Raw genomic sequence first — 23,091 nt, forward strand, 5'->3', positions numbered from 1 at the left:
AGCCTAACACATCAAAATGAAACGTCGCCTATTTCCTGCCAGCTTCGCAAACCGGGTGTGTCAATACCAGCCATATCAGAGTGAAATGGCCACCCGGTTCGGGGCGGCCAGTCAAGGTTCTAGCGTTCCATGCGCATCAGAACTGACACTATTCCTTTCACATGGTCCGGCCACCGCAACAGAAAACTGTCGCCCGTAGCCCCCTGCTCGACCTCAACATGAGGAGAGCTGAAAACATGGTTGTTGAACACCCCCGAGAGCACACCGATCGTCGTGACCCCATCACAGCTGCGCGCCTTGCTATCGAATGGCAATTGCCCGCTTGCCGAGACATACCAGAGATTGGATACTGAATGTTGCGTATAGCGGACCCTCAGCGGATTTGCAGATTTTCTTGTCACCCCGTGATAGGTATTGTTCTGGAAAGTCACGTTGGCGTGCCTGTCCTTGTTCAAGTCAGCGAAGGTTGTATCAACCCTTTCCGCCCGAAAAATATCGCCGCTCGTAGCACGAAACTTGTTTCCGGTCACTGCCAGACCATTCAGGAAATGCCCGGGACCATAGGGGCGAATGACGATGTAACTGAGCCACGACGGAGCTTGGCTGGAATAGAATATGTTATCCGTGATGCTCATCGCACTGAAAGAAAAGCCACCGGTGTAGGTCGGCACCGGATCGCGTTCATTCGTCCATTCGATAAAACAGTTATCGACATAATTCTCAGCGATGGTGGAGCTGTTATAGGTGCCGATCATGATCAACCCGGCAGTGCGCACACCTTGCGGGATACTGTCGCCCTGAAAGAAGTGGTTGCCCAGGATCATATTGTTATCGCCGCCCAGAACGGCGAAATGCCTGAAACGCACCGCCCGGTTGTGGCGCAACTTCACATCGTTTGAATTGGTGTTCAAAGCGATGGAATACCGATCCGTCACAACAAGAGATTCTTCTGCGGACAGGAATTGACAGTTTTCAATTGACATGCCTTTGCACCCTGTGCCGGTCGAGGTGATCCCTCGATCTTTGGGACGGCTGACAAAACAGTCGTTCAACGAAAAGGTGCTGCCCGAGGCCGCCAGACGGATTCCGCTGCATCGGCTGTTGCATTGAAATTCGATCTGCTCCATGCCGAATTTCCGAAGCGTACTGAAACCACCGAAATCCAACAGATACTTGAAGGAATAAAACGTGAAGGACTGGGTCCCCGACGCGCCGACAAGAGGCGCGCTCAGTGTAATCTCACCCGCTCCGACATTTTTTGACCGCACATAGATCTCACGTCCGACACCGCTGCCGGCAACGTAAGATCCCACTGGAATATTGGCGACATTTGCAACATTGGTCAGGCGCGTTTTGTCCGAAGGGTCATAGGTCGCTGTTGACGTGAACTGCTCGGTATCCCAGGCCGCACTGCTTTTGACATCGAACTGGCCATTCCGGATTACACGACGGGTCGAAAAACCGCTTTGCTTGTTGGGAACTGCCGCCGCCATATCGATCGGAGAGGTCACCGAAATTTTGCGGCCCCCCAAATCAAGAGATTCATGGTCCGAGTTGTTCAGCAGAGCCTGAAACGCCTTTTTGAACGCCAGCTCCTCGTCTCCGAATGCCGCTATATAAGCGGGCAGATGGAAGTCCTTTGTCAGCAACAGCATTTTGTCATCCGGCATGGTGACGGTGCCTTCAAAGTCCATCTCGGACGCCATGCTTGTGTTTTCCGCCAGATGATAGGTCCCCTGTGGAACGTAAACCCGACGACCGCCCGCCGCCTGATCCGCTGCTTCAAACGCAGCTGAGTCGTCCGCTACGCCATCGCCGATGGCCCCATAATCCCGCACATCCACAACGCTGATCATCTCACGCAGGAAAACACTGGTGACATCTGTGATCTCCAGATCATCGACGCGCACCAACGCCCCGTTGGACCCCTCAATATCAAGACCGAAATGACCGTACAGGGCGGCCAGCCCCCACGGCATATCCACACCGGGGCGCTGGCCGGTGCCGACAATCGCCGTGAACTCATGCACAGCGCCATAGCCCGACAACGGGGTGGCTGGCCCCTGCTCCACGACACCCGCCACATGGGTGTCGCCCGCACCACCGGCCCAGGCCGCAATACGCACGGACGGCAATGGACCACTGATCGCCTTTATCCTGGCTTTGATCTGCAAATAGCAGCCGGGCAAAATCGGTGTCTGACCCATATACCGGAGCTGCTGCGTGGTATTCACTTTCAGAATCTCAAGACAGCCGCCAAAATCCGCATCCGCTGGCACGAACACCCCGGTGCCGGACCCGCCATATGTGGGCGAGCCAGGCGTCCCGTCTCCCGCAGACCAGACGGTCAGACCATTCGCGAATTGCGGTGGCATGAACACGATGCCGTCAGTGATTGCCTTGTTCATTGAAAACCCTTTCTCAATCGCGCCGCGCAAATCTGGCGGCGCGTCCAAACCCCGTGTTCAGGTCCGCCCCGAACGCGACAGTCTGGATACCGAAAGGGAATTAACCCCGGCTCATCTCACCGTGACGGTGGTGTTGCTTCAAGCCGCAGGGTCAGCATTGACTAACAACTGGACCCCGTTGATCTTCCAGCCGCCTTCCAGCGGGATCATCTGATAATCCAGAATATGAAACCGCCCGTTTCCGTCGGTGATCATCACCTTCTGCCACAAAGCCCCGGCAATCTCGCGCAGCTCCAGAAAGCGCACATCCGCCGGACGCCAAACCATGGGATACCCATTGCGCACCATGGCTCCAAAATTGTCGGGGTTTTGAAACAGCTGCTGGATGTTGGGACTGGCAAAGGTAAAGGCCTTCGCAAAATCATCCGCCTTAAAGGCTTGTATCTGCGCCGCGATGTTTGCCTCGATTTCGGCATTTTGCGCAAAGGCACCCGACGCCAGTCCGGCACTCAGGGATACAGCAAGCAATAGTCGAAGCATGGGGCCACCTCCTGCGAAAAGAGTAGCCCCACGCCAGTTCAGGTCAAATCAGACCAACTCTCCGGCCAGCGCCTTGTCAATCAGCGCAATTGTCTCGGGCACGCCATAAAGCGCGATGAAGCCGCCAAAGCGCGGACCTTGCGATGCACCAAGCAGCACTTCATACAGCGCCGTGAACCAACCACGCATGGGATCGAACCGTTCACGCCCGATGGAATAGACCACCGATTGCAGCGCCTCATCCTCGGTCGGGCCTTCATAAGCCTCAAGCGCGGCTTTCAGTGCTTCCAGTGCCTCACGTTCCTGATCCGTCGGAGCACGATGTTTGCGTGAGGGTTTGACGAAATCGTTGAAGTAGCAAACCGCAAAACCTGCAGCCTGATCCAGATCGGGATGGCTTTCTGCTGTCGCTTCCGGCGCATAGCGACGAATAAAGCCCCACAGTGCTTCTTTGTCTTCCGCCCCTGAGACCGACGCCAGGTTCAGCAACATTGCAAACGGTACAATCAGGGTCGATTCAGGAACGTCTCCGCCGTGAATATGCCATACCGGGTTGTTCAACTGCGCCTTCAGATCCTGACCGGGATAGGCACGCAACTGCTGGTGATACTCGTCATAAGCCTTCGGGATCACATCGAAATGCATACGCTTGGCCGTTTTGGGCTTTTGATACATGAAATACGCCAAGCTCTCGGTCGGCGCATAAGTCAGCCATTCGTCAATGGAGACACCATTACCCGACGACTTGGAAATCTTCTGGCCATTCTCATCCAGAAACAGCTCATACGAAAAATGCTCGGGCGCACGGCCACCCAGCGCACGGCAGATCGCGTCATATATCTTTTCGTTGGTCGCGTGTTCTTTGCCGTACATCTCGAAATCGACGCCCAGCGCAGCCCATCGTGCGCCAAAATCAGGCTTCCACTGCAGCTTTAAATTGCCACCAGTGACGGGCAGGGTCCATTCCTTGCCGTCCTCATCATCGAATGTAACGGTATAGGTCTCGGCGCAAACCTTCTTCATCGGCACATACAAAACCCGGCCGGTCTCGGGATGAATCGGCAGGAAGATTGAATAGGTCTGCTGACGCTCTTCCCGCAGGCTTTTCAGCATGATAGCCATCACGTCATCATACTTGTCGACCGCACGCTTCAGGATCTCGTCAAACTGACCCGAGCGATAGAAATCGCGTGCCGAGTAGAATTCGTATTCGAAGCCGAATGTATCAAGGAACCGGCGCAGCATGGCATTGTTGTACTCGCCAAAGCTGGGGTATTCGCCAAACGGATCGGGAACCGAGGTCAACGGGCGTTGCAAATGCTCCTCAAGCGCCTCGGGGTTCGGCACGTTGCTGGGTACTTTGCGCATCCCGTCCAGATCGTCCGAGAAACAGATCAGCTTGGTCGGGATGTCCGACAACGCTTCAAATGCGCGCTTGACCATCGTGGTCCGCGCGACTTCACCGAACGTACCGATATGCGGCAAGCCCGACGGGCCATAACCGGTTTCGAACAGAACATATCCCTTTTCAGGAGCACCTTTCTGATAGCGTTTGAGCAACCGGCGCGCCTCTTCAAAAGGCCAGGCCTTGGACGACATCGCGGTTTCGCGCAGTTCAGACATTTCAATATGCTCCATCGGGGAAGGTGTCTCGATCACCCCATGCAACCGGACCGACCCCTCCTATTGTGCCAGTGCAGCATGAGTCAATAAAACAGTGGAGCAATTCGCACTATACCCCGGTGAAAAACAGTATCTCCATCTGGTTGACAGGAACAAAGCTTGTTGAACCCGCAAACAGTTTTCTTGAAATGACTGCGCCACTTATTTCACTGACCGGCCCTACTGAAGCCACATTGGTCGGGCGATTGTGCCCGACGAAGCAAAAAAGTCACGGGCCGCTTGATCTGTCTTGGCCTGCGTATTTCGTGTGCTTACCGGGCAATGCTAAACAAAGGCGACAGGGGGGTTTCCCCGGACAAAAGGAAACGAGATGCGACGCGAAACCACCAACCGTATACGCTTTGTACTCGAAGATATCCTTCCCCCGATCTTACGTGACAGCGCCGCCTTTCATTGGCTTGCGTGTCGGGTTTGGGGAGAACATATCACACGCCTTGCAGAATTCCGCGAGCGCGCAACATACCTGACGGATGACGAGTACGAGAAACTCTATCGCGATCATCCACGCGTGCATCAGGGCACCGACAACTCCGAAGCCTGCATCAAACGGATAGCCAAGGATATCGTTGGGCAAAACATCTGCGATATCGGCTGCGGCACCGGCGTTCTGTTGCAGCGTCTCAAAGCTGCACGACCCGACATCACGCACCTGACCGGGGTGGATTTCGTGGTCGATGATGCGGATGCCATCGACAATATCGACTATGTCGCTGCCCGGATCGAAGAGCTTCCGTTTGATGACAACAGCTTTGACACCGTCATCTGCACTCATGTGATCGAACATCTTCTGGATTACCGACGTGCCATCGCTGAACTGCGGCGTGTCGCACGCAAACGCGTCATTATCGTCGTTCCACGCGAACGCGAAAGCAGGTTTACCTTCAATCCACATTTCAACTTTTTCCCCTATACGCACAGCTTTCTGCGCGCCGTGCATCCCAGCCCCGACATTCATGTCTGCGAGGATCTGGGGCGCGACATCTATTACTGCGAAGACCGCCCAAAGACAGAACCAAAACCGGAGCAGCCAAAATGACCCCGCCCGCCCCAACGGCGATGGTCTGGGTCGGTTTACTGTTTACACCGGTGATGATCTCCGTCGGCCAGATTTTGTTCAAACTAGCTGGAAACCGGATTGATGGACGCGACGCCACCGGATTGGTGGGGCTCATCCAAACTCTGTTCGACCCTTTCCTTCTGACCGCCTTTGCCATCTATGGTTCGGCGACGGTGCTTTGGGTGTACGTCCTGCGATATCTGACCCTGTCTCAGGCTTACCCGTTCATGGCCCTCAGTTTTGTTCTGGTACCGCTGGCCTCGCACCTCTTTTTTGGTGAAACCCTGGGACTGCGTTACTGGTTGGGGGCCGCACTTTTGATCTCTGGAATGATGGTCATGAATACCTGATCAGGCCTGCAGAGTGAAACAAGGTGTTGAACCTGACCCGCTGCGCTCATATCGTGCGTCTTCGAACAACCCCAATCAGGACCATCCCATGACCGAGCAAGCGCCCCACCCGATGTCCCCACAGGATTGCCTTGTGGCGATCATGGTTGCCGTCTCGGCCTCTGACGAAAACATCCGGACGGCAGAGCTGGTCAAAATCGAGGTCGCAGTCAACATGCTGCCGGTTTTCGCCGGATACGACATAGATCGGACCCGTCATGTGTCACAGATTGTGTTTGATCTGTTCGAACAGGAAGACGGGCTGGATGCGCTGTTTGGTCTGATCCGCGAAAACCTGCCGGAACGTCTGAACGAAACAGCTTATGCGCTGGCCTGCGATGTTGCGGCCGCCGACGGATCACTGGCCGAAACAGAGCTTCGTCTGCTGGAAGAAATCCGGTACGAGCTGAATATCGACCGCCTGCACGCGGCAGCCATCGAACGCGGGGCACGGGCGCGCCACACGGTCTGATTGTCGGACCCCAGGCAAGCTACAGCTTTCAGCTCCCGTATAGTGAGCCCCAGCGTTCCAGCAAGGCCCGCTGCAATTTCCGCGACCTGCGGTTCCAACTGCGCGCACCTTCCGGGCGCTCACGCTGCGCGCGCGGAATTTTTTCGCGATGGGCTACATCAGCCGTAAAAATCGCAAATGCCAGATCAACCCCGTCCGCCGTCGTCAGGAAACCACCCAACCCGGACACAAAGTTCAAGGTCCCTGTCTTGGCATCGACCTTGATGGGATGATTCTTGACAGGTCGCCCTTTCCGATCCGTCAGCGCAAAAGGTTTCATCAAGGGGCGCAATGCCCCTGTTTTCTGCGCTGCCACCAAAGCGGCAACCAGATCCGCAGGCACCATGCGTGAAGCGTCGCCCAGACCGGAATGATCGACCATCGCAATTCCGTTCACGCCAAAGCTTTGAGAGGCCCAGCGGTTCATCTCGGCCGCTGACTCCGCCAGGTTCTTAGGCTCAATACCACGCGCTTTGGTCGCAGCCAGCCCGACCATCTCGGCTGTCAGGTTGGTCGAGTATTTCAGCATCCCACGCAGAATACTGTCCAACGCATTGCTGCGATGCACCACAAGATCGACGCCTTTCGGAGACTCTCGCGTCACCTGGACGCGTTTCAGCACGATCCCGTTTGACCGGGCCAAAGTGCGAAACACATCCCCAGCGTACAAGGCTGGTTTGCGCACAGGCAACCAACGCGCCCCGCCATTGCCCAGCGCGCCCTTGGCCACGGTCCAGCGATCCTGCCGCGCGCTTGGCTGATAAGTATAGATCGGCAAGCTTCGGCTTTCGACCCGCATGGCTGCCATGTCCACTGCTGGCACATAACGCGCGCTTCGGGCATCCATGCTCACGTCATAGCCTTTACCGGCACGCTTCCACTCAAAGTGAACACGGTTGAAATTCAACGATATCCCGCTGATCGCCGGGCTGTACCCGACATGATCCGGCTGCCCGGGATCAATGCTGAACACGAAGGGCAGTGCCCCGTCATAGACCTTGAAGGCTCCGCGAACCTCGGTGATTCCGGTCTCGCGCAGGTTGGCCGCCATCTTGGCCAGCGCATCTGTATCGAGCAACGGGTCTCCGCCCCCTGCCAGAATCAGATCGCCATGCAGAATTCCGTTTTCAATCGACCCATCCGCGATCAAACGAGTTTCGAACCGATGGTCAGGCCCCAGAACGTCCAGCGCGTAAAGTGCGGTCATTGCCTTGCCAACGCTGGCCGGGGGCAAACCCGCGCCCTCGCCAAAAACCTCCAGCGGCGTCCCGGTCGCCACATCCGCCACAGCGAATACAACCTCACCCTTCAACCCTGCTGCTGCGACCAAACGCTCGGTGCCACTCAACAGCACCCCGCGCGCACGCGGCCTGAGCGAAACCAATGGCGCCTGCGCCAGACCAGCTGCTGGGATCAGAGACGCCCCCAATCCCCCCAGAAACATACGACGTGAAAAACGACCAGCCATAGCCGAATTAAAATCCCACAGATCAAATACGCGCAACCATTACCTGAGATTATGCGCTTGGTGAGGCTATTCCGGCAACACTTCCGCGCTCCAGTCGCCACGTGTCCGAATATCCGTTGAACTGACATCGACCATCGGCACGTTCACAAAACACCAGGCCGGAGCATGCGCCCGCCCCAAAAGTTGTCGCGCCTGCCCGTCGATCCTGTATTCCGCATAAGCCCGCGCCGCCGGAGACATCCGGGCCGAAATCCGATCTCCCGGCCGGGCCACCACACCGACCGGCACGCTGTCCATGATCAGCCGCCAGTCTTTCCATTTATGAAACTGCGCCAGATTGTCCGCGCCCATCAGCCAGACAAACCTGACTTGCGGATAAAGTCGCCGCAACGCCGCCAGTGTATCCGCAGTCGCCCGTGTGCCCGTCAGCGCTTCGATATTTGTCACATCGACTTTCGGGTGCTGCATCACATCTCGCGCCGCCGTCATCCGCCGTTCTATTGGCGCAGGCCCACGCTCTTTCAAAGGATTGCCGGGGGACACCAGCCACCACACCCGATCCAGTCCGAATGCCTTCATCGCCTCAAGCGTAACATGCACATGGCCCTGATGCGGTGGATCGAATGACCCACCGAACAAACCGACGACCTGCCCCGGCCGCGCATATGGAATGTCGTACCGCTCCATACTCTGCTGATGGTCAGAACTGCGGGGTGTTGTCAATCAACAGGTTGCACCACATCGCCCAGACAAACCCGCCCCGGTTGAATGACTTCGGCACACCACCCCCCATGCCCGCGCACAGCGGAATAGCCACCTTTGCCCAGCGCCTCTTCCATCCGGCTGCACGGCGCGCAAATCACAGTAAAGCGCAGAATAGCCTCGCCCACCTGTACCTCACGCCCCTTGAGCGCCGCCAGATTGATCCCCGACACCACTAGATTGCGCCGCAGAATGTCAGGCGCGACCGGCCCCAGCCCCAGATAAGACCCAATCGCAGCCAGATGCTCTTGCTGAATCAGCGTCACCGCCCGCTTGCCTGCGCGGCTGCGGTCACCTTCGAGGCCGTCGTTGGAGATCATCCCAGCATCAACTGTAACCATCTCCGCCCGCCGCTCGAGTCGTAGCCCGATCCATTCGACACGTCCTGGCTGCGCCCAACCGGCAATCAAGGATTTTAGATCACTCACTGCGTTCACCCGGGTCGTCAAATAGAGGGAGCCTGAAAGAGTCAAAGTCTTTCACTTTGCAATTCGCCATCGAGACACTACGCTTTCGCGGTATGGCAAACTGCTGCTTAGGATGAACGTAGGCTTTGACCATCTTTTGGTGCAGCCTAAAAACTTCGCGTGTCACTGAAACATTCCAAATATGCCATTCCTTTAGAATAGCTCCTCTCTGCTCAACAGTTGCTCCTGGGTGACCACTTCGATGTAATCGCCCATTGAAAACAACTTCTTCTCCTATTGGGAACATGCTGTTGGCAGCTTGGGAATTAATATAAAAATTCAAGTCCACACCAGAAGTTAAGTGCCTCAAGTTCTTCTTCACAGCTTTCAAATTGTAGTGAAATGCAGTTTCGTTTCTGATTGCTCTCGCAATAGCCCAACCTTGGCCACTTTTGACTTCTTTCAGTCTTTGCGCAGTCTTATCTATCAAGTCTAATAACGGCTTCGGCAGCTTGGACACCTGCCGGTTGTTTTTCTCGACGAAATCTATGAACTCGTAAAGCTTGGCGGACCAAATGCGTAAGACCACAGCGCGCTGAGAGATCGAAGCTAGGTTTACCAAGAATTCGTCGTCGAAATCATGAGCCGAAGCGAGATAGAGACGCATCATAGTACGAACTTCACTTGCAATATATGAAGTTAAAGCTAGTGCGGCAGCTTCCCATTCCTCCATTTCAGAGAGATCGGCTTCGCTAAACTCCAGTACGCTAAATTCCACCGACCTGCGTTGTTCGCCCTGCATAAAAATGTCCTCTCTCAGTTGCTCAAACAGATAGTGCCTCATTGCCCCCACCCAACGCATCCGCTATCACACCGCCCAACCCAATTTCCCCGACCCAAAGGACGCGACATGGCCGCCTATCAATATGTCTACCACATGCAGGGTGTCTCCAAGACCTATCCTGGTGGCAAGAAGTGCTTTGAAAACATCCACCTGAGCTTTCTGCCCGGCGTGAAAATCGGTGTTGTCGGCGTTAACGGTGCGGGTAAATCGACGCTGATGAAGATCATGGCGGGTCTGGACAAGGACTTCACCGGCGAAGCCTGGGCGGCCGAGGGTGCCAAGGTCGGCTATCTGCCGCAGGAACCGAAGCTGGACGAAACCCTCAGCGTGCGCGAAAACGTCATGCTGGGCGTGGCGGGGAAGAAGGCAATCCTCGACCGCTATAACGAGCTGGCGATGAACTACAGCGATGAAACCGCTGACGAGATGGCCAAGCTGCAGGACGAGATCGACAGCCAGAACCTGTGGGATCTCGACAGCCAGATCGACGTTTCGATGGAGGCGCTGCGCTGCCCCGCCGACGATGCCAACATCGCCAACCTCTCGGGTGGTGAGAAACGTCGAGTGGCGCTCTGCAAGCTGCTGCTGGAAGCGCCTGACATGCTGCTGCTCGATGAACCGACCAACCACCTGGACGCCGAAACCATCGCCTGGCTGCAACAGCACCTGATCGACTACAAGGGCACCATCCTGATCGTCACCCACGACCGCTATTTCCTCGACAGCATCACCGGCTGGATCCTCGAACTGGACCGGGGCCGCGGCCTGCCTTACGAGGGCAACTATTCCGCATGGCTGGAACAAAAGGCCAAACGGCTGGAACAGGAAGCCCGTGAAGACAAGTCCAAGCAGAAGACCCTGCAGCGCGAGTTGGAATGGATGCGTCAGGGCCAGAAGGCCCGTCAGGCCAAATCCAAGGCCCGGATCAACGCCTATAACGAGCTGGCAGACCAGTCCGAGCGCGAAAAGCTAACCCGCGCCCAGATCGTCATCCCCAACGGCCAGCGCCTTGGCGGCAAGGTGATCGAGGTCGAGGGCCTGTCGAAACACATGGGCGACAAGCAACTGATCGAAGGGCTGGACTTTGCCCTGCCCCCCGGCGGCATCGTCGGCGTCATCGGCCCCAACGGTGCTGGTAAATCGACCCTGTTCAAAATGCTCACCGGTCAGGAAACACCTGACGCAGGCACCATCACACTGGGCGACACGGTTGAGCTGTCCTATGTCGACCAGTCCCGCGACGACCTCAAGGACAACGACACCGTGTGGGAAGCAATCACCGGCGGCGCCGAGATCATCCAGTTGGGCGACGCGCAGGTCAATTCCCGCGCCTATTGCTCATCCTTCAACTTCAAGGGCGGCGACCAGCAGAAAAAGGTCTCACTGCTATCCGGGGGTGAGCGCAACCGCGTCCACATGGCCCGCCTGCTGAAAGAAGGCGGCAACGTCCTGCTGCTCGACGAACCCACCAACGATCTGGACGTCGAAACCCTGCGCGCGCTGGAAGACGCCCTGGTCGATTTCGCCGGCTGCGCCGTCGTCATCTCACACGACCGCTTCTTCCTCGACCGGATTTGCACGCATATTCTGGCGTTCGAGGGGGATGCACATGTGGAGTGGTTCGAGGGCAACTTCGAGGACTACGAAGAGGACAAAAAACGCCGTTTGGGACCGGACGCGTTGGAGCCCAAGCGGTTGAAGCATAAGAAGTTTGCGCGGTAGAAGCTAACGTTATACTGATATTCATAGATGGATCTTGAGTACTAATAATGGGTTCCTAGAATTGGCCGAAACCGAAGGTGCAAAACAAGTTGTTAAAGATCTCGCGGAAGGGTTTAGTTTGTATGCGAAGCTATCTAATCGATTGTGGCTCTCGCTTGTAACAGTGTTGGCTGTTGTCGTCTTACCTGAAACGCAACTAACTGAAGACGGGGGTGCGATAACAAAATCACTGCCATTCGGGCTTGGAATAGTCGAAAAAGGGCTTTTCGACGTCTTGGCATTCTTCACGATGTGCGCTCTGGCTGTTTCATATAGTTCGGCTCGGGCGAATGCGATGTTGGCATATGACTTAGCACACAAAGCGATTGACCAAATTGCAGACCCAGATAAGTCGATTGTTACTCAACGGCAATTTTTTGACATTATGTCATACCCAACGCTTCTTCGCGTTGGACCAATATCTGTAATTACACGTTTAAGATTCAAAAACAGAAAATCAATTTTACTTATGAGCTCGTGGATGTACGCTATTGTCAAAAACATGGGTGTGATAATAACTTATGCTATCCCATTGTACGCAATTTTTTATTCTTATTACTCAATTGCTCAAAACCTTAACGTATGGTCTTGGGTTATGTGGGTCGCCTTTGGGACAGGTATGTTAGCGAGCCTCGCAATGGTTCAAGTATTGCTGTCCGATATAGTTCTTACATTGGGAGTTTTTCGACGGCTCTCTAGCTCTAATGACGACACATAACAAACCTAGGGTGGGTGCTTACACCCGTCACTCCTCAATTCTCCAAAATCCCACCGCGTCAAATGTAGGTGAAATCATCCATCCCAAGGCTCTCCGAAAATGCCCTCGGTGACACCACCTTGCCATTCCGGATCAACCCGACCTGCGCGGATATCGCAATGAATTGGCGAATACGCATATTGATCGGCGGCTTGACCAGCTCGCCCACGAACGGGGCCGCCACTCTACGGCCTCCCAATTCTCAATGTATGTGATGATTGCAGGGGCAGTGCTTACGCAGATCGGTTTGCGCGAATCTTTCCGACGCCAAACAGCCCTGTCACCGCGCCGACCAGCAGTAGCCAACTGGCGGGAAGCGGGACGGCTGCGACATTCACATCCGCACCGGTGCCCAGCGTCTCGGTTTCGCCGCAGCTCTGCTCACAGAATTCCGGATTGGCATTTTCTTCGAGCTCGGCCAGTTCTTCCCAAGCCTCCTGCAAAAGGTCATACCTGCCGAGTTCTTCCAAATGACGAAGCCTGCCCATGCGGCGCGCGATCATGTCTTCGAATGTAGAAACTTCAATATCCTGTTCACGCAAAAAGATGGGCTGGTTATCCAGCTCTTCTTCAGACACGTTCAGTTCCAAACTCTCCGCTCCAACAGGAACGGTCAGAGCATGCGACGCTCCGGCCCAGCACATCAGCATTATCGTACATAAAGCTCTCAAATTCTCCCCCACGGCCACTGCGGATATTTTAACATCAGCCTCCGGTTTTTCCAAATATCGCATTTCTTGAATGAAAACTGATGGTTGTGAACAATATCCTTGTTCAACCGAACAAAACGTCTCTGGTATTGGCGCTTGGGGCCACAACTGACGATTGACCGGCAAATTCGTGCAGGCGCGGTTTTCGGATTTCACCCTAAGTGTTTGAACGCAAAGGCTCGCAACCACTGGCTGAATGCGCTGCCAAAGGTTTATCCGCTCCTCTCGGCGAAAAAAGTACGAATCGGGCAGCATGCGCAGGATGGGGTTTGACCCCATCTTCCTTGTCTCCGACACCCTGCGCGTAAACCGCGCCTTGATCGCACCCCACCGCGTCGAATAATCCGTATCCCTCGGCGACAATGTCCAAACTGCATGCAGATGATCGGGCAACACAACAAACGCATCGCACCAGAACGGTCGCTCTTTCTGTGTCACCGCAAACGCCACCCGCAAATGTGCGACCTCGCGCGTCAACAAATCTGATGATCGGTCGGCCAGGGACACGGCGAAAAAGTACCTGGCTCCGGGAATGCGGACCCGCCGGTGGTTGCTCATACCCCAACTTGATCACAGGCTTGGTTAACGGATTCTGAATTCCGTTAGTATGCTCTGAGCCATCAACCACATCATGTAGAACGCGCTCAAAGTGATACCTAATCCGATCGGCGGATTCTTGTGCAAATCGGACAATTGACCCTCAAACCCTTGTACGAAACGTACAAAATCCCTTGTCACACGGCCTGACCGATGCCATATCAAAGGCGCTTACGTTTTTCTATTTCGACCCACTGTCTCCGTTACCGGCGCTCAGTCTATCGATACAGACGACGACGCCGGGCTGCCGCATCCCCGTGGGCAGCACTAAAACAGGAGACACGGATATGCCTGCAGGCACCGTAAAATGGTTCAACACCACCAAAGGCTTCGGCTTTATCGCACCTGAAGAAGGCGGCAAAGACGTCTTCGTCCACATCTCGGCTGTCGAGCGTTCGGGCCTGACCGGTCTGGCCGACAACCAGAAAGTCACGTACGAGCTGCGCGCTGGTCGTGACGGCCGCGAAAGCGCCGACAACATCCAGCTTGCATAAGCTTGAGATCGGGTGAGGGAACTCCCCTCGCCCTTTTTTCCGCCTCGCTGCCAGTGGCAGGCGGGACACATCACAACCGCGTGATGTTTGCCCTAGAATTGACCAAATATCATACCATGATGAAACTGAAACGCAGGTTTCTTCGGTCATTTGATGAGGGTTTCGATGTTCACACGCCGTATTTTTCTGGCCGGGACCGCGGCCAGCCTGTTGCCGGGTATAGCCAGCGCCAAGAAAGCGGTCGAGTATGATCCGACGCCGCAATTCGTGCGCATCAAAAAGCAGTTTGTACCTGGGCAGCTGTTGGTCGCACCCCGCTCGTTCTATCTCTATTTTGTCACTGAACCGCGCAAGGCGATCCGTTATGGCTGTGGTGTCGGCAAAGCTGGGCTGGAATTCACCGGCACAGCCACCATCGACGTGAAAAAGGAATGGCCCACTTGGCGGCCAACCGAGGAGATGATCGAGCGCGACCCGGTGGCTTATGCTAAGTTCAAAGATAACGAGTATGTCCAGCCCGGCGGAGGAGATAATCCTCTGGGCGCTCGGGCTCTGTATCTGTTCCAGAACGGTGTCGATACTTATTTCCGCATCCACGGCACAACGCAGCCACAGACCATTGGCCGAGCAGTATCGAACGGATGCATCCGGATGCTGAACGAGCATGTTGTAGATTTGTACAACCGGGTTCCGATCGGAACCGTTGTTACGGTCGTCTGAGTTTACGTGGAGGAGTTGTTACCCTTCACCGTCCGCCTTATCCACAAGCTTCAATACAGACGGACCCAGCGCGTCTACTATCATTGCCACACCAGCTGCATTCGGGTGAATTCCATCGGGTTGCATGAACTGCGACACGGCTCCGGGGTCGCCCTGTGCGGCAAGCCCTTCAAAGAAATTGGCGGCAAAAAGAACGCCAAACTCTTGCGACAAGTCAGGATACATATCGTCGAAGGACTGTTTGTATTCGGCGCCGTAATTTCCCGGTGCCTGCATGCCGACGAGCAAAACCGCGACATTCGCGTCGCGTGCAGCTTCAAGGATTTTGCGCAGATTGGCCCGCGAGGCGGCGGGGTCGATCCCGCGCAACAAATCGTTGCCACCAAGGGCAACGATCATACCGTCCACATCCGGCGTCAGGGTCCATTCCACCCGCGCAGCCCCGCCCGCTGTCGTATCTCCGGAAGCCCCCGCATTGATAATCCGAACATTCGCGCCATGTGCCCGCAGCCAACGGTCAAGCTGGGGAACAAATCCCTCCTCTTGAACCAGCCCATAACCATGGGTCAGTGAGTCTCCCAAAGCGGCAATCACCACCTGTTCGGCTGTGGCAGCGAAACCGCAGCACGTAATAAGACATGTCATCAAAGCCTTGCGCAACGTGGTGATCGCTCCATATCCCAAAAGACCGCTCCTTTTTCGGGTAGACCCATGACCTCTGCTGTTCTCACCCTTCAAAATGCCGCTTTGTCTCTGGATGGCAATGCCGGACGGGTCGATATTCTGCATGACATTACGTTGACTGTGAACAGGGGTGAAACGCTAGGGCTTGTTGGGCCTTCCGGGTCAGGCAAATCTTCGTTGCTGATGTTGATGGGCGGGTTGGAACAAGCGACGCGCGGTCAGGTCGCCGCTTTGGGTCAGGATCTGACCGACATGGATGAGGACGCCCTGGCCCGATTTCGACGCAATAGCATGGGAGTAGTATTTCAGAACTTCCACCTGATCCCGACAATGACGGCGCTTGAAAACGTGGCGACCCCCTTGGAATTGGCGGGGCACGAGGATGCGTTCGATCGGGCCGCGCAAGAGCTGGACGCGGTTGGCCTGTCGCATCGTCGCGATCATTACCCAGCACAACTGTCGGGTGGCGAACAGCAACGTGTTGCTCTGGCGCGGGCGTCTGCCCCGCGTCCCAAAATTCTGCTGGCGGACGAACCGACCGGGAACCTGGATGAAACAAATGGGACCGCGATTGTTGATCTGCTGTTTGGGCTGCGCCGGAGATACGATGCAACCCTCGTTCTGGTGACACACAGCCATACGCTGGCAGAACGGTGTGATCGGGTGATCCGCCTGCGCGACGGCAGGATCGCGGAAGAAACCCGGCAGGAGGCCGCAGAATGAGCCTGCGGCTTGCCGGGCGGTTGGCCCGTCGAGAGCTTCGCGGCGGACTGCGCGGTTTTCGGATATTTCTGGCATGTCTGGCACTGGGGGTTGCAGCCATTGCAGCGGTCGGGTCGGTGCGGCAGGCCATCCAGGCCGGGCTTGCGCAAGAGGGGGCATCACTGCTGGGCGGCGATGCCGAGCTTGAATTCACCTATCGTTTTGCCGACGAGGCCGAGCGTGCCTGGATGCAGCAGACGTCCGAGCAGGTATCCGAGATTGTCGATTTCCGCTCGATGGCCGTTGTGCCCGGTGCCGCCGGACCGGAACGGGCGCTGACGCAGGTTAAGTCCGTCGATGATTCTTATCCCCTGATTGGATCAGTTGCGCTAAAGCCGGACATCACGCTGAACGATGCTTTGAGCGCCAGTTCCGGTTTACCCGGGGCCATTATGGAGCCCCTGCTGATAGATCGGCTTGGGTTATCTGTCGGTGATCATTTTACGCTTGGCACGCAAGAGTTCATCCTGACGGCAGCCCTGCTGAACGAACCTGACAGCGCAGCGGACGGGTTTGGCCTTGGGCCACGCACATTGGTTCGGACAAAGGCGTTGCAGGCGTCCGGTTTGCTGGAACCCGGAACTCTGTTTTCGACGAAGTACAGGTTGTCGCTGCCCCAAGGCGTCAACCTTTCGGATGTGGCGGCAAAGGCCAGTGGGGCATTTGAAGGTACCGGGATGCGCTGGACCGACGCTCGAAATGGCGCGCCCGGAATATCCGAGTTCGTCAACCGCCTCAGCGCCTTTCTTGTCCTTGTCGGGCTGTCCGGTCTTGCCGTCGGTGGTATCGGCGTATCCGCTGCCGTGCGTGCTTACCTGACCCAGAAAACAGAAACCGTTGCAACACTGCGCACATTGGGGGCGGATCGCGCCACCATCTTCCAGACTTACATGATCCAGATCGGGGTGCTTTCCGTCATCGGCATCTTGATCGGCCTTGCGCTGGGTGGGCTGGCACCGCTTGTGCTTGCCCCATTGCTGGAAAGCCAATTGCCTGTTCCGGCAATATTTTCCCTGTATTCGAAACCGCTTATCGAAGCGGCAATCTATGGTTTGCTGACCGCATTTCTGTTCACACTTTGGCCACTGGCCCGAACCGAGGACGTGCGCGCCGCAACTTTGTTTCGCGATGCGTTAAGTTCGGCCCGTCCTGTTCCGCGCCTGATTTATGTCGTGGCATCGGGTATCGGGCTGGCGCTGCTCATCGCCATTGCATCGTGGTTCAGCGGTTCAACCCGGCTCACCCTCTGGACCAGCAGCGGGCTTGTTGGCGCGTTGGCATTGCTGACCTTCGCAGCCTATGCCATTCGCAAACTAGCCCGGGCTGGCACTCCCCTTGCCCGCGGCCGCCCCGCCCTGCGATGGGCCTTGTCCGCCATTTCAGACCCGCGTGAAAGCGCAGGGTCGGTGGTTCTGTCACTCGGGCTGGGCTTGTCGGTGCTGGCTGCGGTCGGACAGATCGACGGCACGCTGCGCAATGCGATCTCAGGCAATTTGCCGGATGTCGCGCCTTCGTATTTCTTCGTAGACATCCAGAAGGATCAAATGCCCGGCTTCACCGAACGCCTTCAAACTGACCCTGCCGTCAGCCGCATTGAAAGCGCACCGATGTTGCGCGGGATCATCACGCAGATCAACGGTAGACCTGCGCGGGACGTGGCCGGAGATCATTGGGTGTTGGAGGGGGATCGCGGCGTAACCTATTCGGTTGAACCTCCCTCGAATGCGCGCGTGACTGCAGGGGACTGGTGGGCCGAAGACTATGCAGGTGCGCCTCAGGTCAGCTTTGCCGCCGAAGAAGCCGAAGAGATGGGGTTGAAGCTTGGCGACCAACTGACCGTCAATATCCTCGGGCGCGACATCACAGCAGAACTGACCTCGATGCGCGAGGTGGATTTTTCTACGGCGGGCATGGGGTTCATCATGTCGATGAACCCGTCTGCGCTTGCCGGTGCGCCGCACAGCTTTATCGCGACAGTCTATGCTGAAGAACAGGCAGAGGCCGCCATCCTGCGAGACCTTGCAGGCCAATTCCCGAACATCACAGCCATTCGAGTACGCGACGCCATTGACCGGGTCTCGGGTCTGCTGGCAGGCATCGCCGCTGCGACTTCTTATGGCGCGGGCGTGTCCCTGCTGACCGGATTTCTGGTTCTGATAGGCGCGGCGGCGGCGGGTGAACCTGCCCGCAGGTACGAGGCGGCAGTCCTCAAGACACTCGGAGCGGACCGTGGCCGCATCCTGCGGAGCTTTGGCTTGCGGTCTGTCCTGCTGGGGGCCGCAGCGGGCTGCGTCGCTTTGCTGGTTGGCATCCTGGGCGGCTGGGCCGTAGCCACCTACATCTTTGAAACGGAATTCACAGTCATCTGGTCTTCGGCCTTCAGCATAGTTCTGGCCGGAATCAGCGTCACATTATGTGCAGGGCTAGCTTTCGCCCTGCGCCCCCTCTCCGTTCGACCGGCCCGGATTCTACGCGCCAGCGATTAGTTTTAACGAACGCAGGCCACAGGCTGCAAAAGCTTTAGCAACGGATCATTGTCACAAACCAGCGCGTCCAAAGAAACGTCGTCAAGAGACGCATAGAACACCTCAGCCGCGTCTTGCAACGCCAGCCGCAACCGACAGGCGTCCGTCAAAGGGCAAGTGTTGTCTGCATCAGCAAAACACTCGGCAATGGGCAATGCACCTTCGACATGCCTAAACACTGCGCCAATACGTATCTGGTCCGCCGGGCGCGCCAGTGACATCCCGCCGTTACGGCCGCGCTGCGTGCTCAGGTAGTTCAACTGGCTTAGCTGATTGATCACCTGCGCCAGATGGTTTTCCGAAATATTGCATACTTCGGCGATTTCGGATTTCGTGACCAACCTGTCCGGGTGAGCTGCGCAATACATCAACAGACGCACTGCGATATTCGTCCGCTTGGTAATCCGCATGAGGGCCTCCCTAATTTCAAGATACAACCTTATTGCATGTCCGGGAAAAAAGCGGTTTGACATACATCAATCGATGAAAAGGAAGCCCTTTCGATGGCTGATCCCTACTTCTTTGGCTATGGCAGCCTGGTGAACCTGGCGACGCATGATTTCCCCAACCCCCGCCCCGCGAGGCTGAAAGGCTGGCGACGAGCATGGCGCCACACTGACCTGCGCCCTGTGGCCTTTCTGACCGCTGTACCTGACGCAGAGTCCGAGATCGAAGGTATGATTGCACATGTGCCAAAAAACGACTGGGCCGCACTGGATGAGCGTGAATGGGCTTACGACCGAATTCTTGCGACGGATGCAATTTCCCATCCACTGACGCATGAGGTCGAAATCGCTGTCTATGCAGTTCCGCAAAGCCGACACAATGAACCCAGTAACCACCACCCGCTGTTGCTCAGCTATATCGATGTAGTTGTGCAGGGGTACTTGCGGGCGTTTGGAGAGGACGGCGCTGATCGCTTCTTTGCGACCACAAGCGGCTGGGAGGCCCCGATCCTGAATGATCGCGCCGAACCACGTTATCCGCGCCACCAGCAGCTCAAATCTGCCGAGCGTGGTTTTGTTGATGATCGCCTGACCAGTTTGTCGGTTCGAATCGTGCACCCGGCCTAACGATAAAGGGCCACGCCCGCGACGTGACCCCTACCTGCAATTCTTCACCGCGTTAGCCCCGCGCGCGTATCACCTGCATCAGCGGCAACAGAGCGGCCATTTCCGGCCCGCGCTCCATACCGGTCAGCGCCTTGCGCAGCGGCATGAACAGGTCTTTGCCTTTGCGACCAGTCGCCTCTTTCACGGCTTTGGTCCAGATACTCCAGGTCTCGCCATCGAATGGGCCTTCGGGCAACAACGCGATTGCATCGGCGATGAACTCACGATCTTCGTCGGCAACCATCGGCTCAGCCCCATCGCGGCAGAGCTCCCACCAGCCCTTGAGATCAGCCAGAGTGGTGATGTTTTCACGCGCCATGGCCCAGAAAGGCGCGGCCAGCTCCGAAGGAACGCCCGCATCAGCCACAGCGTCAGCTACATCCACCAGTGGCAGCGATTGCAAATGCTTGGCGGTCAGCGGGAACAGGTCCTGCACATCAAACTTTGTCGGCGCCGCGCCAAACCGGTTCACATCGAACCCTTCGATCAGTTCTGCCATGTCCGACCGCAGCTCAACCGGGTCAGACGAACCCAGCCGTGCCATCAAGCTCAGCAGAGCCATCGGCTGGACACCCTGTTCACGCAGATCTCGCAGGGCCAATGTACCCAGTCGTTTCGACAGCGCTTCGCCCTGTGGCCCTGTCAGTAGCGAATGATGCGCAAAGCGTGGGCAATTCCCGCCCAGCGCTTCGATGATCTGAATCTGCGTCGCCGTGTTGGTCACGTGGTCCGAGCCACGTACAACATCGGTCACTCCCATCTCGGTGTCATCCACTACAGACGCAATCGTATAGAGAACCTGGCCGTCGCCACGGATCAGAACCGGATCAGACACCGAGGCCGCATCGATCGAGATGTCGCCTAGAATACCATCAGTCCATTCGATCCGCTCATGGTCCAGCTTGAAGCGCCAGACACCGTTGCCACGCTCGGCGCGCAAAGCCTCTTTCTCGGCGTCCGACAGGTTCAGCGCAGCACGGTCATAGACCGGTGGCTTGCCCATGTTCAGCTGCTTCTTACGCTTCAGATCCAGTTCGGTTGGCGTTTCAAACGCCTCATAGAACCGGCCCATCTCGCGCAGTTTGTCGGCGGCCTCGGCATAACGATCCAAACGATCCGACTGCCGCTCGACCTTGTCCCAATGCAGACCCAGCCACTCCATGTCCTGCTTGATGGCATCGACGTATTCTTCTTTCGACCGCTCAGGATCGGTGTCGTCAATGCGCAAGATGAACGTACCGCCAGCCTTGCGGGCGATCAGATAGTTCATCAGGGCGGTGCGCAGGTTGCCCACATGTATATATCCGGTGGGCGACGGGGCAAAACGGGTGGTTGTCATGGGTGTCTCCTGTTGGCGCGGCTCTTGTCACATAGGGGCGATTTTGTCCAGCCGCCGCTTGGTCCTTCAGGCGTTTCAGGAAGGTTCTACTGGCCACAACTTGTTGAGATCGTCCAACCCTGCGCGAATTAACTCGGACAATACACCTGTATCGACATCCGCCAGCTTGTTCACATAAAGGCACGACTTACCCAGCTTGTGCTTACCCAATCTGGACGTGATATCCCCGAAATCTGCGTAGCCTGGCATGATGTAGATCACCAACGCCGATTTGCGTGGGGAAAACCCGGTTGCCAGGAAATCCCCTTCACGACCCGATTTGTAACGATAGTGGTACCGGCCATACCCGATGATCGACGGCCCCCACATGACCGGAGCATATCCGGTAACGGTACGAAAAAGATTGTCCAGCGCCTGTGCGTCTTCGGCCCGGCGTGCCGGTTTGATCGTCGCCAGGAAATCTGCAACGGCTTGATCCGTTGGAACCGTCTTGTTTTCTGATCGCGCCATGAACAAAAATTAACACGTAATGTTCATCCACGCACCCCATCTGGATGGCATATAAGCTGGCAAGAGACTCACGACGCCCTAATTGAACCGAAGATGTCCTGACAGGGAGAACGAAAATGACGATTAAACTCACTCGCCGCAGCGCCTTGGGGGCTGCCGCCGCCTTGCCGTTTGCATCCGCAGCAGCACCGGTTCTGGCCGCAGGGACGGAATCCAAAGCAAACTCGACCATCGCGAAGTCATTTCAAGTTGGCGATTTCACCGTCACGACCCTGCTGGATGGCAGCTTTCCGCGCGACGGCGCCAAAGAGATTTTCGGTGGCGGAGCATCAGACGAAGAATTCGCCAAGATTTCGGCGGAAAACTTTATTCCGGCGGATGCCGCGCAGTTTTTCTTTACCCCCTCATTGGTCAATACCGGCTCAGAGCTGGTTCTGTTTGACACCGGGCTTGGGCAAGGTGGCATTCAGGCCGCGCTGGCTGATGCGGGCTTGACCCCGGATCAGGTCGATGTGGTTGTGATCACCCATATGCACCCCGACCACATCGGCGGCATGACGACCGATGGCGCGCCTACTTTCGCCAATGCGCGCTATGTGACGGCTACACCGGAGTATGATTTCTGGGCAGCGCAGGACGCAGGCAATCGTGTCGGTGATCTGGTCGCCGAAAAAGTAACGCCACTGGCCGAGAAAATGACGTTTGTCGGGGATGGGGGCGAGATTGCATCGGGCATCACCGCAGTTGCCGCTTTCGGCCACACGCCGGGTCACACAGTGTATCATCTGGAAAGCAACGGGCAGCGTCTGGTGCTGACGGCGGATTTGGCCAATCACTATGTCTGGTCTTTCGCCCATCCTGAATGGGAAGTCCGGTTTGACATGGACAAAGCCGCGGCAACCGCTGCGCGCCGCAATGTTCTGGGTATGCTGGCGGCCGACAAAGTGCCGATGGTCGGCTATCACATGCCCTTCCCCGGTGCAGGCTATGTCGAACCTCGCGGTGACGGGTTCCGCTTTGTCCCGGTCAGCTATCAGATGATGGGTTAAGC

At 56.5% G+C, this 23,091-nt stretch carries 24 protein-coding genes; 11 read left to right on the forward strand and 13 right to left on the reverse strand.

Annotated features, from left to right (window positions below):
- Positions 1-119: 119 nt before the first annotated feature.
- The 3 genes from Q0816_RS11250 to Q0816_RS11260 form a co-directional block, all read right to left on the reverse strand.
- Positions 120-2,408 carry a glycosyl hydrolase family 28-related protein gene (locus tag Q0816_RS11250; RefSeq protein ID WP_298850434.1) on the reverse strand — a complete coding sequence of 763 codons (2,289 nt, stop codon included), beginning with the start codon at positions 2,406-2,408 and terminating at the stop codon, positions 120-122.
- Between the two features lie 138 nt (positions 2,409-2,546).
- On the reverse strand, positions 2,547-2,948 hold the full coding sequence (locus tag Q0816_RS11255) for a DUF4864 domain-containing protein (protein ID WP_298850436.1): 402 nt from the start codon (positions 2,946-2,948) through the stop codon (positions 2,547-2,549).
- Positions 2,949-2,996: 48 nt separating this feature from the next.
- Positions 2,997-4,571 carry a lysine--tRNA ligase gene (locus Q0816_RS11260; protein ID WP_298850438.1) on the reverse strand — a complete coding sequence of 525 codons (1,575 nt, stop codon included), beginning with the start codon at positions 4,569-4,571 and terminating at the stop codon, positions 2,997-2,999.
- A gap of 370 nt (positions 4,572-4,941) precedes the next feature.
- Here Q0816_RS11260 and Q0816_RS11265 point away from each other — a divergent pair, with 370 nt between their 5' ends.
- From Q0816_RS11265 to Q0816_RS11275, 3 genes are all read left to right on the forward strand, one after another.
- Complete coding sequence (locus Q0816_RS11265; protein WP_298850440.1) at positions 4,942-5,667, forward strand: methyltransferase domain-containing protein; 726 nt, start codon at positions 4,942-4,944, stop codon at positions 5,665-5,667.
- Positions 5,664-6,038, forward strand: a complete 375-nt coding sequence (locus Q0816_RS11270) for an EamA family transporter (RefSeq protein WP_298850442.1) — start codon at positions 5,664-5,666, stop codon at positions 6,036-6,038. The genes Q0816_RS11265 and Q0816_RS11270 overlap by 4 nt, the downstream gene beginning before the upstream one ends.
- 88 nt (positions 6,039-6,126) lie before the next feature.
- Positions 6,127-6,549 (forward strand): tellurite resistance TerB family protein, encoded by a 423-nt coding sequence (locus tag Q0816_RS11275; protein ID WP_298850444.1) that lies wholly within the window; start codon positions 6,127-6,129, stop codon positions 6,547-6,549.
- A gap of 28 nt (positions 6,550-6,577) precedes the next feature.
- Here Q0816_RS11275 and dacB read toward each other — a convergent pair whose 3' ends face one another.
- From dacB to Q0816_RS11295, 4 genes are all read right to left on the reverse strand, one after another.
- A complete protein-coding gene (gene dacB / locus Q0816_RS11280; RefSeq protein WP_298850446.1) occupies positions 6,578-8,056 on the reverse strand; it encodes a D-alanyl-D-alanine carboxypeptidase/D-alanyl-D-alanine-endopeptidase in 1,479 nt (492 codons plus the stop codon).
- A 66-nt stretch (positions 8,057-8,122) separates the two neighbouring features.
- Positions 8,123-8,743 (reverse strand): nicotinate-nucleotide adenylyltransferase, encoded by a 621-nt coding sequence (locus Q0816_RS11285; protein WP_298850448.1) that lies wholly within the window; start codon positions 8,741-8,743, stop codon positions 8,123-8,125.
- Between the two features lie 32 nt (positions 8,744-8,775).
- Positions 8,776-9,246, reverse strand: coding sequence for an MOSC domain-containing protein (locus tag Q0816_RS11290; RefSeq protein WP_298850450.1), 471 nt, complete (start codon positions 9,244-9,246; stop codon positions 8,776-8,778).
- On the reverse strand, positions 9,239-10,069 hold the full coding sequence (locus tag Q0816_RS11295; protein ID WP_298850452.1) for a hypothetical protein: 831 nt from the start codon (positions 10,067-10,069) through the stop codon (positions 9,239-9,241). Before Q0816_RS11295 ends, Q0816_RS11290 begins: the two co-directional genes overlap by 8 nt.
- A 66-nt stretch (positions 10,070-10,135) precedes the next feature.
- Between Q0816_RS11295 and ettA the strand changes: the two genes are divergently transcribed.
- The gene (gene ettA, locus Q0816_RS11300) at positions 10,136-11,791 is read left to right on the forward strand and encodes an energy-dependent translational throttle protein EttA (RefSeq protein ID WP_298850454.1); all 1,656 of its coding nucleotides are present in this window, start codon (positions 10,136-10,138) and stop codon (positions 11,789-11,791) included.
- 61 nt (positions 11,792-11,852) lie between these two features.
- On the forward strand, positions 11,853-12,548 hold the full coding sequence (locus Q0816_RS11305) for a hypothetical protein (protein WP_298850455.1): 696 nt from the start codon (positions 11,853-11,855) through the stop codon (positions 12,546-12,548).
- Between the two features lie 58 nt (positions 12,549-12,606).
- On the opposite strand, the gene Q0816_RS11310 is transcribed toward Q0816_RS11305, so the two are convergent.
- Positions 12,607-12,771 carry a hypothetical protein gene (locus Q0816_RS11310; protein WP_298850456.1) on the reverse strand — a complete coding sequence of 55 codons (165 nt, stop codon included), beginning with the start codon at positions 12,769-12,771 and terminating at the stop codon, positions 12,607-12,609.
- Between the two features lie 49 nt (positions 12,772-12,820).
- Positions 12,821-13,753 carry a hypothetical protein gene (locus Q0816_RS11315; RefSeq protein WP_298850458.1) on the reverse strand — a complete coding sequence of 311 codons (933 nt, stop codon included), beginning with the start codon at positions 13,751-13,753 and terminating at the stop codon, positions 12,821-12,823.
- A 428-nt stretch (positions 13,754-14,181) separates the two neighbouring features.
- Between Q0816_RS11315 and Q0816_RS11320 the strand changes: the two genes are divergently transcribed.
- Together Q0816_RS11320 and Q0816_RS11325 are read left to right on the forward strand one after the other, a co-directional pair.
- Positions 14,182-14,388, forward strand: a complete 207-nt coding sequence (locus tag Q0816_RS11320) for a cold-shock protein (RefSeq protein WP_298850459.1) — start codon at positions 14,182-14,184, stop codon at positions 14,386-14,388.
- A gap of 165 nt (positions 14,389-14,553) precedes the next feature.
- Complete coding sequence (locus Q0816_RS11325) at positions 14,554-15,108, forward strand: L,D-transpeptidase (protein WP_298850461.1); 555 nt, start codon at positions 14,554-14,556, stop codon at positions 15,106-15,108.
- Positions 15,109-15,126: 18 nt separating this feature from the next.
- On the opposite strand, the gene Q0816_RS11330 is transcribed toward Q0816_RS11325, so the two are convergent.
- On the reverse strand, positions 15,127-15,753 hold the full coding sequence (locus Q0816_RS11330) for an arylesterase (RefSeq protein ID WP_298850904.1): 627 nt from the start codon (positions 15,751-15,753) through the stop codon (positions 15,127-15,129).
- Positions 15,754-15,819: 66 nt separating this feature from the next.
- On the opposite strand from Q0816_RS11330, the gene Q0816_RS11335 reads away from it, so the two are divergent.
- Complete coding sequence (locus Q0816_RS11335; RefSeq protein WP_298850462.1) at positions 15,820-16,515, forward strand: ABC transporter ATP-binding protein; 696 nt, start codon at positions 15,820-15,822, stop codon at positions 16,513-16,515.
- Positions 16,512-19,040, forward strand: coding sequence for an FtsX-like permease family protein (locus Q0816_RS11340; RefSeq protein WP_298850464.1), 2,529 nt, complete (start codon positions 16,512-16,514; stop codon positions 19,038-19,040). Before Q0816_RS11335 ends, Q0816_RS11340 begins: the two co-directional genes overlap by 4 nt.
- Before the next feature lie 2 nt (positions 19,041-19,042).
- On the opposite strand, the gene Q0816_RS11345 is transcribed toward Q0816_RS11340, so the two are convergent.
- Positions 19,043-19,489: an Rrf2 family transcriptional regulator gene (locus Q0816_RS11345; protein ID WP_298850466.1), complete on the reverse strand. Its 447-nt coding sequence runs from the start codon at positions 19,487-19,489 to the stop codon at positions 19,043-19,045.
- A gap of 93 nt (positions 19,490-19,582) precedes the next feature.
- On the opposite strand from Q0816_RS11345, the gene Q0816_RS11350 reads away from it, so the two are divergent.
- A complete protein-coding gene (locus Q0816_RS11350) occupies positions 19,583-20,152 on the forward strand; it encodes a gamma-glutamylcyclotransferase family protein (protein ID WP_298850468.1) in 570 nt (189 codons plus the stop codon).
- A 52-nt stretch (positions 20,153-20,204) separates the two neighbouring features.
- Here the strand turns inward: Q0816_RS11350 and gltX are convergent, their stop codons facing one another.
- Both gltX and Q0816_RS11360 read right to left on the reverse strand, forming a co-directional pair.
- Positions 20,205-21,530 (reverse strand): glutamate--tRNA ligase, encoded by a 1,326-nt coding sequence (gltX, locus tag Q0816_RS11355; RefSeq protein WP_298850470.1) that lies wholly within the window; start codon positions 21,528-21,530, stop codon positions 20,205-20,207.
- Positions 21,531-21,605: 75 nt separating this feature from the next.
- On the reverse strand, positions 21,606-22,040 hold the full coding sequence (locus Q0816_RS11360) for a DUF1801 domain-containing protein (RefSeq protein WP_298850472.1): 435 nt from the start codon (positions 22,038-22,040) through the stop codon (positions 21,606-21,608).
- Positions 22,041-22,156: 116 nt separating this feature from the next.
- Between Q0816_RS11360 and Q0816_RS11365 the strand changes: the two genes are divergently transcribed.
- Positions 22,157-23,089, forward strand: coding sequence for an MBL fold metallo-hydrolase (locus Q0816_RS11365; protein WP_298850474.1), 933 nt, complete (start codon positions 22,157-22,159; stop codon positions 23,087-23,089).
- The last annotated feature ends 2 nt before the right edge of the window (positions 23,090-23,091 follow it).

The sequence above is a fragment of the uncultured Ruegeria sp. genome, assembly GCF_947497005.1.
Lineage (GTDB): Bacteria > Pseudomonadota > Alphaproteobacteria > Rhodobacterales > Rhodobacteraceae > Ruegeria.